A 13,807-nucleotide genomic window follows, 5' to 3' on the forward strand; every position below is an offset into this window, starting at 1 on the left:
CTTATGCTGGCCTGGGCACGGCATTGCCATTGAAACGACATATTAGCCGCTTAGGCTGCCGGCGCACCGCTGCACAAAAGTCGCAGAACCGCCCAGAACCTGTAACACAATGCTACAAAGAGCCATGGCAACGGCAACCCAAAGCCGCCGACCATGGCATAATCCTTCACCATTTTTTCCCAGGAGGGGCAAGACATGACCAAACGCGACACGCCATTGCACCTTTATGGAATCAAGGCCTGTGACACCATGAAGAAAGCCCGTACCTGGCTTGAAGACCAAGGCCTGGGCTACGATTTCCACGACTACAAGACCCAGGGCATCGACCGTGCGAGCCTTGAGCGCTGGTGCGATGAACATGGCTGGCAAACAGTACTCAACCGTGCTGGCACCACCTTCCGCAAACTCGAAGACGCCCAGAAGGCCGATCTCGACCAGGCCAAGGCCATCGAACTGATGCTGGCCCAACCGTCGATGATCAAGCGCCCTGTGCTCGACCTCGGTAAGCGCACCCTGGTCGGCTTCAAGCCTGATCTGTACGCGGCCGCCCTTCAGTAAACCGGCGCCGAGCTTTCATTCAATTCGCAAGAGGTAACTGCATGTCCACTACCCTGTTCAGCCTGGCCTTCGGTGTCGGCACCCAGAACCGTCAAGGCGCCTGGCTGGAAGTCTTCTACGCACAACCGTTGATCAACCCGGCTGCCGAACTGGTTGCGGCCATCGCCCCGGTCCTGGGCTATGAAGGCGGCAACCAGGCGATCGCCTTCAGCACCAGCCAGGCCGCGCAGCTTGCCGAAGCCCTCAAGAGCGTCGACACCGCCCAGGCCGCACTGCTGACCCGCCTGGCCGAAAGCAACAAGCCACTGGTCGCCACCCTGCTGGCCGAAGACGCCGCACTGACGTCCACCCCGGAAGCCTACCTGAAGCTGCACCTGCTCTCGCACCGCCTGGTCAAGCCGCACGGCCTGAACCTGGCCGGCATCTTCCCGCTGCTGCCGAACGTGGCCTGGACCAGCCAGGGCGCCATCGACCTGGCGGAACTTGCCGAGCAGCAACTGGAAGCGCGCCTGAAGGGCGAGCTGCTGGAAGTGTTCTCGGTGGACAAGTTCCCGAAAATGACCGACTACGTGGTCCCTGCCGGCGTTCGCATCGCCGACAGCGCCCGTGTGCGCCTGGGGGCCTACATCGGCGAAGGCACCACCATCATGCACGAGGGCTTCGTCAACTTTAACGCCGGCACCGAAGGCCCGGGCATGATCGAAGGCCGCGTATCCGCGGGCGTCTTCGTCGGCAAGGGTTCGGACCTGGGCGGCGGCTGCTCGACCATGGGCACCCTGTCCGGCGGCGGCAACATCGTCATCAAGGTTGGCGAAGGCTGCCTGATCGGCGCCAACGCCGGTATCGGCATCCCGCTGGGCGACCGCAACACCGTCGAAGCCGGCCTGTACATCACTGCCGGCACCAAGGTAAACCTGCTGGACGAGAACAACCAGTTGGTCAAGGTGGTCAAGGCCCGCGACCTGGCCGGCCAGACCGACCTGCTGTTCCGCCGCAACTCGCTCAACGGCGCCGTGGAGTGCAAGACCCACAAGTCGGCCATCGAGCTGAACGAAGCGCTGCACGCCCACAACTAAGTGGTACCATCGGGTCTGGCCTAACGCCAGGCCCGATTTTCAGGTCCGATCATCATGTTCCAGCCCTCCCCCTGGCGCGCTGACTTTCCAGCCATCGACGCCCTGCAACGCCAACACCAGACCTACCTGGACAGCGCCGCTACCACGCAAAAACCGCAAATCCTGCTCGATGCCTTGAGCCACTATTACGGTCATGGTGCTGCCAACGTGCACCGTGCCCAACACCTGCCCGGCGCCCTGGCTACCCAAGCCTTCGAACGCAGCCGGGAAAAGGTCGCCGGCTGGCTGAATGTCGCCGACAGCCAGCAGATCGTCTTCACCCATGGCGCCACTTCGGCCTTGAACCTGCTCGCCTATGGGCTTGAACCGCTGTTCGAGGCCGGCGACGAAATCGTCATCAGCGCCCTGGAACACCATGCCAACCTGCTGCCCTGGCAACAGCTGGCGCAGCGCCGCGGGCTGAAGCTGGTGGTCCTGCCACTGGACAGCCGCGGCCTGATCGATCTGAATATCGCCCTGCAACTGATCGGTCCACGCACCCGGGTGCTGGCGGTCAGCCAGCTGTCCAACGTGCTCGGCGCCTGGCAGCCACTGGAGCCCCTGCTGGCCCACGCCCAGGCCCAGGGTGCGGTGACCGTGGTCGACGGTGCCCAAGGCGTGGTCCACGGCCGTCACGACGTACGCCAGCTGGGTTGCGACTTTTATGTATTCTCCAGCCACAAGCTCTACGGCCCTGACGGCGTCGGCGTGCTCTACGGCCGCAGCGAAGCATTGGCGCGCCTGCGTCATTGGCAGTTCGGCGGCGAGATGGTGCAGATCGCCGACTACCACAGCGCCAGCTTTCGCCCGGCGCCCCTGGGCTTCGAAGCCGGTACCCCGCCGATTGCCAGTGTGATCGGCCTCGGTGCCAGCCTCGATTACCTCGCAGGTCTCGATGCCAATGCGGTCGCCGAGCATGAAGCCGGCCTGCACCGGCATCTGCTGCGCGGCCTCAACGACCGCGAAGGCATCCGCCTGCTCGGCCAGCCGCAACTGGCCCTGGCCAGCTTCGTGGTCGAGGGGGTGCACAATGCCGATCTCGCCCATATGCTCACCGAGCAAGGCATCGCCGTGCGCGCCGGCCATCACTGCGCCATGCCGTTGCTGAAAAGCCTCGGCCTGGATGGCGCGATCCGCGTGTCCCTGGGCCTGTACAACGACTCCGACGACCTGCAACGCTTCTTCGAAGCCCTGGATCAGGCCCTGGAGTTGCTGCGATGAGCCTGCCCCTGGCTGCACAGCAAGCGCTAAGTGTTTTCGAGCAAGCGACCGGCTGGGAACAGCGCGCACGCTTGCTGATGCAATGGGGCGAGCGCCTGGCACCCTTGAGCGCAGAGGAACAGTCCGAAACCAACCGTGTACACGGCTGCGAAAGCCAGGTCTGGCTGGTGGCCGAGCAGCAGGACGGCCAGTGGCGCTTCAAGGGGGCCAGTGATGCGCGGATCATCCGCGGCTTGCTGGCACTGTTGCTGGTGCGGGTCGAAGGGTTGTCCAGCGCTGAGCTGACGCAACTGGACCTGCCCGCCTGGTTCAATCAACTGGGCCTGGGCCGCCAGCTCTCGCCTTCACGCAGCAACGGCCTGAACGCCGTGCTGCAACGCATGGCTCAGCTTGCCGCCGGTGCCTGAGCCTTACTGCGCTCGGACGGGCGGCGAGCGCCGGCCACAAGCTTTTCCACCGCCTTGCTGGCGGCGACCATGCCGAAGGTCGCGGTGACCATCATCACCGCGCCGAAACCGCCGGAGCAGTCCAGCTTCACCCCCTCGCCAACAAAACTCTTCTGCAGGCAGACGCTGCCGTCGCCTTTGGGGTAGCGCAGCTGTTCGGTGGAGAACACACAGGGCACGCTGTAGTTGCGGGTCACCGTGCGGGAAAAACCGTAATCGCGGCGCAACGTCGAACGCACCCGCGAGGCCAGCGGGTCATTGAAGGTCTTGTTCAGGTCGGCAACGCGGATCTGGGTTGGGTCGATTTGCCCGCCGGCACCACCGGTGCTGATGATGGTGACCTTGTGGCGCTTGCACCAGCCAATCAGCGCGGCCTTGGCCATGACGCTGTCGATGCAGTCGATCACGCAATCGATGTGCTCGCCGATGTACTCGGGCAGGGTTTCCTTGGTGACGAAATCCACCACTGCATGCACCTTGCAGGCCGGGTTGATGGCTCGCAGGCGCTCAGCCATGACCTCGGCCTTGGCGCGGCCGATATTGCCCTCCTGGGCATGCAACTGGCGGTTGGTATTGCTGACGCAGACATCATCGAGGTCGAACAGGGAGATTTCGCCGACGCCACTACGGGCCATGGCCTCGGCCGCCCAGGAGCCGACCCCGCCGATACCGACGACGGCCACATGGGCCTCGCGCAGGCGCTGCAGGCCGTTGTCACCGTATAACCGGGCGACACCGGCAAAGCGTGGATCTTCTGTACTCATGGCCCAACCCCGAAAAAACCGGCGCGCATTATAGGCCTCTTGCGACGCGATGGCACCCTGCTGTACCTGCCGCCCGAGCCGTGCATTGGTAAAGGTAGTTGTAATCCTGCTTTAATGTCCTATGCAATCCAAAGACTTGGACGACAAAAGTACGGGCTAAGAACTTCAGCGCCTGAAGCTAATCCAATCTTCTGCCACCGACCTGTTCCCACACTGCCTGGGCAGGAAGTACGCAGGATTCGCGCCCTCTGGCGCCCGCCCGTTCCACCTTTCGGAACCCGAACTATCTATGTCATCGCGTAAATTTGGTATCAACCTGGTGATAGTCATGGCAATCGCCGCGCTATTCACCGGGTTCTGGGCGCTGATCAACCGCCCGGTTTCCGCCCCCAACTGGCCGGAGCAGATTTCCGGCTTTTCCTATTCGCCGTTCCGCCAGGGCGAGAGCCCGCAAAAGGGCCAGTACCCGAGCGAGGACGAGCTGCGCCAGGACCTTGAGCAGCTCAGCAAGCTGACCGACAGTATCCGGATCTATACCGTGGAAGGCACCCAGGCGGAAATCCCGCGCCTGGCCGAAGAGTTCGGCCTGCGCGTGACCCTGGGGGTGTGGATCAGCCCGGACCTTGAGCGCAACGAGCGGGAAATCGAGAAAGCCATCGAACTGGCCAACAGCTCGCGCAGTGTCGTGCGGGTCATGGTCGGCAACGAAGCGCTGTTCCGCAAGGAGATCACCCCGGAGGCGCTGATCCAGTACATGGACCGGGTGCGCGCGGCGGTAAAGGTACCGGTGACCACCAGTGAACAATGGCACATCTGGAAGGAACATCCGGAGCTGGCCAAGCATGCCGACCTGGTCGCCGCGCACATACTGCCGTATTGGGAGTTCATCCCGATGAAGGATGCCGGCCAGTTCGTCCTCGACCGTGCCCGCGACCTCAAGCAACAATTCCCACGCAAACCGCTGCTGCTGTCTGAAGTCGGCTGGCCAAGCAACGGCCGCATGCGTGGCGGTGCCGAAGCGACCCAGGCCGACCAGGCCATCTACCTGCGCACCCTGGTCAACAAGCTCAACCGCCAGGGCTACAACTACTTTGTCATCGAAGCCTACGACCAGCCGTGGAAAGCCAGCGACGAAGGCTCGGTGGGCGCTTACTGGGGCGTATTCAATGCTGCGCGCCAGCAGAAATTCAACTTTGAAGGCCCGGTAGTGGCCATTCCCCAATGGCGCGTGCTGGCGGTCGGTTCGGTGGTACTGGCGATGCTCTCGCTGACCCTGCTGCTGATCGACGGCTCGGCCCTGCGTCAGCGCGGCCGGACCTTCCTGACCTTTATCGCCTTCCTCTGCGGTTCGGTGCTGGTGTGGATCGGCTACGACTACAGCCAGCAATACAGCACCTGGTTCAGCCTGACCGTGGGCTTTTTGCTCGCCCTCGGCGCCCTTGGCGTATTTATCGTGCTGCTGACCGAGGCCCATGAGCTGGCCGAAGCGGTATGGATTCACAAGCGCCGCCGGGAGTTTTTGCCGGTGCAGGCCGACGCGGCCTACCGACCGAAAGTCTCGGTGCATGTGCCGTGCTACAACGAGCCGCCGGAGATGGTCAAACAGACCCTCAACGCCCTGGCGGCGCTGGATTATCCGGACTACGAAGTCCTGATCATCGACAACAACACCAAGGACCCGGCGGTCTGGGAGCCGATCAAGGCCCACTGCGAGATGCTCGGCGAGCGCTTCAAGTTCTTCCACGTCGCGCCCCTGGCCGGCTTCAAGGGCGGTGCGCTGAACTACCTGATCCCGCATACCGCCAAGGACGCCGAAGTGATCGCGGTGATCGACTCGGACTACTGCGTCGACCGCAACTGGCTCAAGCACATGGTGCCGCACTTCGCCGACCCGAAAATCGCCGTGGTGCAATCGCCCCAGGACTACCGCGACCAGAACGAGAGCACCTTCAAGAAGCTGTGCTACAGCGAGTACAAGGGCTTCTTCCATATCGGCATGGTCACCCGCAACGACCGTGATGCGATCATCCAGCACGGCACCATGACCATGACCCGGCGCTCGGTGCTCGAAGAGCTGGGCTGGGCCGACTGGTGCATCTGCGAAGACGCCGAGCTCGGCCTGCGCGTGTTCGAGAAGGGCTACTCGGCGGCGTATTCCCACGAGAGCTATGGCAAGGGCCTGATGCCCGACACCTTCATCGACTTCAAGAAGCAGCGCTTCCGCTGGGCCTACGGCGCCATCCAGATCATCAAGCGCCATGCCGCAAGCCTGCTGCGCGGCAAGGACTCGGAGCTGACCCGTGGCCAGCGCTACCACTTCCTGGCCGGCTGGCTGCCGTGGATCGCCGATGGCATGAACATCTTCTTCACCGTCGGCGCCCTGCTATGGTCGGCGGCGATGATCATCGTGCCGCAACGGGTCGACCCGCCGCTGCTGATCTTCGCTATTCCGCCACTGGCGCTGTTCGTGTTCAAAGTCGGCAAGATCGTGTTCCTCTACCGCCGCGCGGTGGGCGTGAACCTCAAGGACGCTTTCGCCGCGGCCCTGGCAGGCCTTGCGCTTTCGCACACGATTGCCAAGGCGGTGCTGTACGGCTTCTTCACCAGCAGCATCCCGTTCTTCCGTACGCCGAAGAACGCCGACAGCCATGGCTTGCTGGTGGCGCTTTCCGAGGCGCGTGAGGAGCTGTTCATCATGTTGCTGTTGTGGGGCGCGGCGGCCGGGATCTACCTGGTCCAGGGCCTGCCGAGCAACGACATGCGCTTCTGGGTAACGATGCTGCTGGTGCAGTCGCTGCCGTACCTGGCGGCGCTGATCATGGCCATGCTGTCGTCGCTGCCTAAGCCTGTGGATGCAGCGCAGCCGGCCCAGGCTTCCTGACCCCGGGGCGGCCTTGCCGCCCTTTCGCCGGCAAGGCCGGCTCCCACAAGGACGGGTAAACACCCAACCTGTGGGAGCTGGCTTGCCAGCGATGGGGCCCTGACAAACAGCACAGATCCAAGGTCCTCAACCCGTGCTTTTGCTATAAGATAACCCCCCTCGAATTCGTGCCCTGCCTTGCCCCCGGAGTTCCTCATGACGGCCCCAGCCGACCTCTCGCCTACCCTTGAACTGGCCTGCGACCTGATTCGCCGTCCGTCGGTAACCCCGCTGGACTTCGACTGCCAGAAACAGATGATGCAGCGCCTGGGCGATGCCGGTTTCATGCTCGAACCGATGCGGATCGAAGACGTCGACAACTTCTGGGCCACCCATGGCACCCAGGAAGGTCCCGTACTGTGCTTCGCCGGCCACACCGACGTAGTCCCGACCGGCCCGGTGCAGGCCTGGCAGAACGATCCGTTCGACGCCCTGATCGATGCCGACGGCATGCTCTGCGGGCGTGGCGCTGCCGACATGAAAGGCAGCCTGGCGGCCATGGTGGTGGCCACCGAGCGCTTCGTCGCCGACTACCCCAACCATCGCGGCAAGGTCGCCTTCCTGATCACCAGCGATGAAGAAGGCCCGGCCCACCACGGCACCAAGGCCGTGGTCGAGCGCCTGGCCGCACGCAACGAGCGCCTGGACTGGTGCATCGTCGGCGAGCCGTCGAGCACCAGCCTGGTCGGTGACGTGGTCAAGAACGGCCGCCGCGGCTCGCTCGGCGCCAAGCTCACCGTGCGCGGTGTCCAGGGCCATGTGGCCTACCCGCACCTGGCGAAGAACCCGATCCACCTGGCCGCTCCGGCCCTGGCGGAACTGGCAGCCGAACACTGGGACGAAGGCAATGCGTTCTTCCCGCCGACCAGCTTCCAGATCTCCAACCTCAACTCCGGCACCGGTGCCACCAACGTGGTGCCCGGCGAGCTGACTGCGCTGTTCAACTTCCGTTTCTCTACCGAGTCAACGGTCGAGGGCCTGCAACAGCGGGTTGCCGCGATCCTCGACAAACACCAGCTGGACTGGCACGTGGACTGGGCACTGTCGGGCCTGCCGTTCCTCACCGAGCCGGGCGATTTGCTCGACGCGGTATCGGCCAGCATCAAGGCGGTCACCGGCCGTGAGACCAAGGCATCGACCAGCGGCGGCACCTCCGACGGGCGCTTCATCGCCACCCTCGGCACCCAGGTGGTCGAGCTGGGCCCGGTCAACGCCACGATTCACCAGGTCAACGAGCGGATCCTGGCCAGTGACCTCGATGTGCTGACCGAAATCTACTACCAGACCCTGACCCGGCTGCTTGCCTGATGCTCACCTGCCCGATCTGCAGCGCCGCGCTGAGCACGCTCGACAATGGCGTGGCCTGCCCGGCTGGCCATCGTTTCGACCGTGCTCGCCAGGGTTACCTGAACCTGCTGCCAGTGCAGCACAAGAACAGCCGTGACCCGGGCGACAACCAGGCGATGGTCGAGGCCCGCCGCGACTTTCTCAACGCCGGCTATTACGCCCCGGTAGCCCGGCGCCTGGCCGAGCTTGCCGCTGAACGCGCACCCGAGCGCTGGCTGGATATCGGTTGTGGCGAGGGTTACTACACCGCACAGATCGCCCAAGCGCTGCCCGAGGCCGATGGTTACGCCCTGGATATCTCCCGCGAGGCGGTCAAGCGGGCCTGTAAGCGCAACCCGGCGGTGACCTGGCTGGTGGCAAGCATGGCCCGAGTGCCGCTGGCCGATGCCAGCTGTCAGTTCCTGGCCAGTGTCTTCAGCCCGCTGGACTGGCAAGAGGCCCTGCGCCTGCTGAGCCCCGGCGGCGGTTTGATGCGCGTCGGCCCGACCAACGAACACCTGATCGAGTTGCGCCACAAGCTCTACGATGAAGTGCGCGACTACGCCGATGACAAGCACCTGGCACTGGTGCCTGAGGGCATGCGGCACGCCCACAGCGAAACCCTGAAATTGCGCCTGAGCCTTGCCGATAGCAAGGCCCGCGCCGACCTGCTGGCCATGACCCCGCATGGCTGGCGCGCCAGCGCCGATAAACGCGCGCGCGTCATCGACCAGGCCGAGCCTTTCGAGGTCACGGTATCGATGCGTTACGATTACTTTGTGCGCCAAGACTGAGCACACCCGGAGCCCCTATGCGCCAACCCGATATCGAGATTTACCTGAAAGACGCCGACGTCGACCACAAGCAGATCGCCGCCTGGCTCACCGAGGCACTCGGCCCGTGCAGCGACTGGCAGCAGAAAGGCCAGACCTACAAGTGCAAGGCCGGTAACATTCCAGTTACCTGGTTACCGAAAGCTGTGGGCAAATGGAACAGTCTTTACCTGGAAAGCAACCAGACGCCGTGGGCAGACGACATTGAATGCGCTCGCGCCGCCTTTGCCGCGCTGAACGTCGAAGTGCGTTGCGCACCGGGCAGCTGGGTCGAGGAAGAAGGTGAAGAGGACGCCGATCGCTGGATCCGCATCAGTGCCGACGGCGAAGAGGAAATCACCTGGCGCACCAGCTGAAACAACTTTTTCGAAAAGGCCCGCCCCGGTCGTCCGGCGGCGGGCCTTTTCGCTTCTGGGCCCAGGCTCGAGGCTTGTGGCCCGGCGCTTACAGCCCGACTACGTCTTCTGCCTGCAGGCCTTTCTGGCCCTGAGTCAGACTGTACTCGACCTGCTGCCCCTCGAGCAGGGTGCGATGCCCCTCACCCCGGATGGCACGGTAGTGAACGAACACGTCCGCGCCACCTTCACGCTGAATGAAGCCGTAACCTTTGGCGTCATTGAACCACTTTACACTTCCAGTCTCACGAGACGACATCTGAACTACTCCGGATTTTTATTTTGGAATCGCCTTGCATGCAGAGGGGTCACCACCCCCCACCGACGCAGCTTGCCGAAATCTCTTGCAAGCGGCGGACCGAGTATATGACACACTTAAATTAATTTTCATGACCGGGGCGCTTTTTGCTGAACTTGCGCAGATACGGCACACTAGCCCACTGAGCAATTACTCGAAAATCTCATCCAGAGCACACACCGTATGACCCGTTCCCCCCTGCGCCGCCTGATCTTCGGCGCCCTGCGTCGCCTGTTGTACCTGTGGGTTCGCTCCGAGACCATCAACCAGTCATCCTTCACCTTGAACCTGGATCGCAGCCGGCCAGTGTTTTACGCCCTGCAATCGCCATCGCTGACCGACCTTGCGGTACTCGACCGCGAGTGCACCAAAGCCGGGCTGCCTCGCCCGGTACTGCCCGTAGCCGTCGGGACCCTGCAAGAACCTGCCGCGTTCTTTTACCTGACCCCGGAGCCAGACTGGCTTGGCCGTCACGACAAGCGCGGCGCCCCGCCCACCCTGGCACGGCTGGTCAACGCCGTCAGCCAGCATGCCGAGGAAGACGCGCAGATCATCCCCGTCAGCGTGTTCTGGGGCCAGTCGCCGGCCAGCGAATCCAGCCCCTGGAAGCTGCTGTTCGCTGACAGCTGGGCGGTTACCGGACGCCTGCGCCGCTTGCTGACCGTGTTGATTCTCGGGCGCAAGACCCGCGTGCAGTTCTCGGCGCCGATTCACTTGCGTGAGCTGGTGCAGCACAACAAGGGCCACGAGCGCACCATGCGCATGGCCCAGCGTCTGCTGCGCGTACATTTTCGCAACCTCAAGAGCGCCGTCATCGGCCCGGACATCTCCCACCGCCGTAACCTGGTCAAAGGCCTGATCCACGACCCGCTGGTGCGCCAGGCCATCGCCGATGAGGCCGAGCGCGAGAAGATCCCGCTGGCCAAAGCCGAAGCCCAGGCCCTGCGCTATGGCAATGAGATCGCCTCGGACTACACCTACACCGCCATCCGCTTTCTGGAAGTGGTGCTGAGCTGGTTCTGGAACAAGATCTACGACGGCATCAAGGTCAACCACATCGAGCAGGTGCAAGGCATCGCCCCGGGCCATGAAGTCATCTACGTGCCTTGCCACCGCAGCCATATCGACTACTTGCTGCTCTCCTACCTGCTGTTTCGCAACGGCCTGACCCCGCCGCATATCGCCGCCGGGATCAACCTCAACATGCCGGTGATCGGCGGCCTGCTGCGCCGCGGCGGGGCGTTCTTCATGCGCCGCACCTTCAAGGGCAACCCGCTGTACACCGCGGTGTTCAACGAATACCTGCACACCCTGTTCACCAAGGGTTTTCCGGTCGAGTACTTCGTCGAAGGTGGGCGCTCGCGCACCGGACGCATGCTGCAACCGAAAACCGGCATGCTCGCCATTACCCTGCGCAGTTACCTGCGCTCGTCGCGCACGCCAATCGTCTTTGTCCCGGTGTACATCGGCTATGAACGCGTGCTCGAAGGCCGCACCTACCTGGGCGAGTTGCGCGGCGCGAGCAAGAAGAAAGAATCGATCTTCGACATCTTCAAGGTCATCGGCGCGCTCAAGCAGCGCTTCGGCCAGGTCGCGGTCAACTTCGGCGAGCCGATCCGCCTCGGCGCCTTCCTCGATCAGCAGCAACCTGGCTGGCGCGAACAGGAACACGGCCCGCAGTTCCGCCCGGCCTGGCTCAACGAGACCACCTCGCGCCTGGGCGAGAAAGTCGCCCAGCACCTGAACGAGGCGGCGGCGATCAACCCGGTCAACCTGGTGGCCCTGGCGCTGCTCTCCACCAGCCGCCTGGCCCTGGATGAACGTGCTCTGGCGCGGGTGCTGGACCTGTACCTGGCGCTGCTGCGCAAGGTGCCTTATGCGCCGCACACCACCCTGCCCGAAGGTGATGGCCTGGCACTGATCAGCCACGTCAAGGGCATGGACCTGCTGGCCGAACAGAGCGATGCGCTGGGCAAGATCCTCTACCTGGACGAGCAAAATGCTGTCCTGATGACCTACTACCGCAACAACGTGCTGCACATTGTCGCGCTGCCGGCCTTGCTGGCGAGCTTCTTCCAGAGCAGCTCGCGCATGAGCCGCGAGCTGATTCTGCAGTACACCCGGGCGCTGTACCCATACCTGCAATCGGAGCTGTTCATTCGCTGGGAGCTCGATGAGCTGGACGCGGTCATCGACCAGTGGCTGGAGGCCTTCGTCGAGCAAGGCCTGCTGCGCTTCGAAAACGGCGTGTACCTGCGCCCGGCACCGAGTTCGCGGCAGTTCGTGCTGCTGACCCTGCTGGCCCGCGCCATCACCCAGACCCTGCAGCGCTTCTACATGGCCACCGCCCTGCTGCTCAACAGCGGCCAGCACACCCTGAGCGCCGAAGAGCTGGAAGACCTGTGCGTGATCATGGCCCAGCGCCTGTCGATTTTGCATGGCCTGAACGCCCCGGAGTTCTTCGACAAGACCCTGTTCCGCCACTTTATCCAGACCCAGATCGAGCAAGGCGTATTGCACCCGGATACCAACGGCAAGCTTGGCTATCACGCGAAGCTCAGCGAATTGGCCGAAGGCGCAGCCAAGCGGGTGCTGTCGGCAGAGGTGCGCCTGTCGATCCGCCAGGTGGCCCTGCATCGCAGCGAAGAAACCACCGAGACTGCGGCATAGGCCATACTGGCCTGTGCTGTTGGAGCTATACCCATTGACCCGGTTGGCGACCGCCCCAGCGGCGCCACCGATAAGGAGCTACTGATGAAAAAACTGTCCCTGATCCTTCTGGGCAGCCTGCTGGCCGCGTGCAGCAGCACCCCTGAAGCGTCCAAGGCCAGCCTGGATGGCGAAGTTTTCTACCTGCAGCGCATCGCCCTGCCGCCCGCCGCCACCCTGAGCGTCGCCCTGCAGGACGTGTCGCTGATGGACGCCCCTGCCGTCACCCTGGCCAGCCAGAGCGGCCCGGTCAAAGGCAATGTGCCGCTGCCCTTCCACCTGAGCTACGACCCGGCGCAGGTCAAGCCCGGTCACCGCTATGCAGTCAGTGCGCGGATCGAACTGGATGGCAAGCTGCTGTTCATCAATACCGAGCATCATGGCGTACAGCTCGATGGCAACGACCCGCAGCCGGTGCGCATCAAGGTCGATGCCGTTCGTTGATTGATTGTTTTTCCTTCGCATAAGGATGCTGCCATGTTCCGCCCAGCTCTAACCTTCACCGGCCTGTGCGCCGGCCTGCTGCTGTCGGCCAGCGCCCTGGCGCTGTCGCTCGGCGACCTCTCGCAAAAAGATGCCTCCACCGGCCTTAAAGACGCCCTGACCCAGGGCGCCCAGGTGGCGGTCAAACAACTGGGCACCCCCGGTGGTTTCAGCAATAACCCGGATGTGCGGATCGAGTTGCCGGGCAACCTTGGCAGAGCCGCCAAGAAAATGAAGGCGTTCGGCATGGGGGCCCAGGTCGAGCAACTGGAAACCAGTATGAACAAGGCCGCTGAAGCTGCCGTGCCGCAGGCCCAGGCGCTGCTGGTCGATGCCGTGAAGAAGATGACCGTGGAAGATGCCAAGGGCATCCTCAGCGGCGGCAACGACTCGGCCACCCAGTACCTGAGCAAGACCAGCCGCGAGCAGATTCGCGCCAAGTTCCTGCCGATCGTCAAGAAGGCCACCGACCAGGTCGGCCTGGCCCAGCAGTACAACAGCTTCGCTGGGCAAGCGGCGACCCTGGGCGTGCTGGATGCCAAGAATGCCAACGTCGAAGGTTACGTCACCGAGCAGGCGCTCAACGGCCTGTTCGAGATGATTGGCAAGCAGGAACAAACCATCCGCCAGAACCCGGCTGCGGCGGCTACCAGCATTGCCAAGAAGGTCTTTGGCGCGCTTTGAGTCTCTCGCTCCAAAGGGCTGCTTGCGCAGCCCATCGCCGGCAAGGCCGGCTCCC

General features: G+C 63.5%; 13 protein-coding genes. 11 read left to right on the forward strand and 2 right to left on the reverse strand.

The features are described 5' to 3' along the window. The first annotated feature begins 195 nt into the window (after window positions 1–195). Genes NLX68_RS07670 through NLX68_RS07685 form a run of 4 tightly spaced genes read left to right on the forward strand, consistent with a single transcriptional unit; the run spans window position 196 to window position 3,301 of the window. Complete coding sequence (locus tag NLX68_RS07670; RefSeq protein ID WP_010224858.1) at window positions 196–558, forward strand: ArsC family reductase; 363 nt, start codon at window positions 196–198, stop codon at window positions 556–558. 41 nt (window positions 559–599) lie between these two features. Next, entirely contained in the window at window positions 600–1,634 is a 1,035-nt protein-coding gene (gene dapD / locus NLX68_RS07675) for a 2,3,4,5-tetrahydropyridine-2,6-dicarboxylate N-succinyltransferase (protein ID WP_010224860.1), read from the forward strand. Window positions 1,635–1,688: 54 nt separating this feature from the next. Further along, on the forward strand, window positions 1,689–2,894 hold the full coding sequence (locus NLX68_RS07680; protein ID WP_254283513.1) for an aminotransferase class V-fold PLP-dependent enzyme: 1,206 nt from the start codon (window positions 1,689–1,691) through the stop codon (window positions 2,892–2,894). Continuing rightward, window positions 2,891–3,301 carry a SufE family protein gene (locus NLX68_RS07685; RefSeq protein ID WP_254283514.1) on the forward strand — a complete coding sequence of 137 codons (411 nt, stop codon included), beginning with the start codon at window positions 2,891–2,893 and terminating at the stop codon, window positions 3,299–3,301. Before NLX68_RS07680 ends, NLX68_RS07685 begins: the two co-directional genes overlap by 4 nt. Here the strand turns inward: NLX68_RS07685 and tcdA are convergent. Beyond that, window positions 3,280–4,104, reverse strand: coding sequence for a tRNA cyclic N6-threonylcarbamoyladenosine(37) synthase TcdA (gene tcdA, locus NLX68_RS07690; RefSeq protein WP_254283515.1), 825 nt, complete (start codon window positions 4,102–4,104; stop codon window positions 3,280–3,282). The two genes, NLX68_RS07685 and tcdA, sit on opposite strands and share 22 nt — an antisense overlap. Window positions 4,105–4,393: 289 nt before the next feature. Between tcdA and NLX68_RS07695 the strand changes: the two genes are divergently transcribed. The 4 genes from NLX68_RS07695 (at window position 4,394) to NLX68_RS07710 (ending at window position 9,539) form a co-directional block, all read left to right on the forward strand. Beyond that, window positions 4,394–6,985: a glycosyltransferase gene (locus NLX68_RS07695; protein WP_254283516.1), complete on the forward strand. Its 2,592-nt coding sequence runs from the start codon at window positions 4,394–4,396 to the stop codon at window positions 6,983–6,985. A gap of 195 nt (window positions 6,986–7,180) precedes the next feature. Then, entirely contained in the window at window positions 7,181–8,332 is a 1,152-nt protein-coding gene (gene dapE, locus NLX68_RS07700; protein ID WP_010224867.1) for a succinyl-diaminopimelate desuccinylase, read from the forward strand. After that, entirely contained in the window at window positions 8,332–9,144 is an 813-nt protein-coding gene (locus NLX68_RS07705; protein ID WP_254283517.1) for a putative RNA methyltransferase, read from the forward strand. Before dapE ends, NLX68_RS07705 begins: the two co-directional genes overlap by 1 nt. Window positions 9,145–9,161: 17 nt before the next feature. Beyond that, on the forward strand, window positions 9,162–9,539 hold the full coding sequence (locus NLX68_RS07710; protein WP_254283518.1) for a hypothetical protein: 378 nt from the start codon (window positions 9,162–9,164) through the stop codon (window positions 9,537–9,539). Between the two features lie 88 nt (window positions 9,540–9,627). Here the strand turns inward: NLX68_RS07710 and NLX68_RS07715 are convergent, their stop codons facing one another. Next, window positions 9,628–9,837, reverse strand: a complete 210-nt coding sequence (locus NLX68_RS07715; RefSeq protein ID WP_009395290.1) for a cold-shock protein — start codon at window positions 9,835–9,837, stop codon at window positions 9,628–9,630. Window positions 9,838–10,059: 222 nt separating this feature from the next. Here NLX68_RS07715 and plsB point away from each other — a divergent pair, with 222 nt between their 5' ends. From plsB to NLX68_RS07730, 3 genes are all read left to right on the forward strand, one after another. After that, window positions 10,060–12,546 (forward strand): glycerol-3-phosphate 1-O-acyltransferase PlsB, encoded by a 2,487-nt coding sequence (gene plsB, locus NLX68_RS07720; RefSeq protein WP_254283519.1) that lies wholly within the window; start codon window positions 10,060–10,062, stop codon window positions 12,544–12,546. Between the two features lie 84 nt (window positions 12,547–12,630). Then, window positions 12,631–13,029 carry a YbaY family lipoprotein gene (locus tag NLX68_RS07725; RefSeq protein WP_010224875.1) on the forward strand — a complete coding sequence of 133 codons (399 nt, stop codon included), beginning with the start codon at window positions 12,631–12,633 and terminating at the stop codon, window positions 13,027–13,029. A gap of 33 nt (window positions 13,030–13,062) precedes the next feature. Beyond that, window positions 13,063–13,752 (forward strand): DUF4197 domain-containing protein, encoded by a 690-nt coding sequence (locus NLX68_RS07730; protein WP_254283520.1) that lies wholly within the window; start codon window positions 13,063–13,065, stop codon window positions 13,750–13,752. Window positions 13,753–13,807: the final 55 nt, after the last annotated feature.

This window comes from Pseudomonas sp. SBB6 (genome assembly GCF_024213215.1).
Lineage (GTDB): Bacteria > Pseudomonadota > Gammaproteobacteria > Pseudomonadales > Pseudomonadaceae > Aquipseudomonas > Aquipseudomonas donghuensis.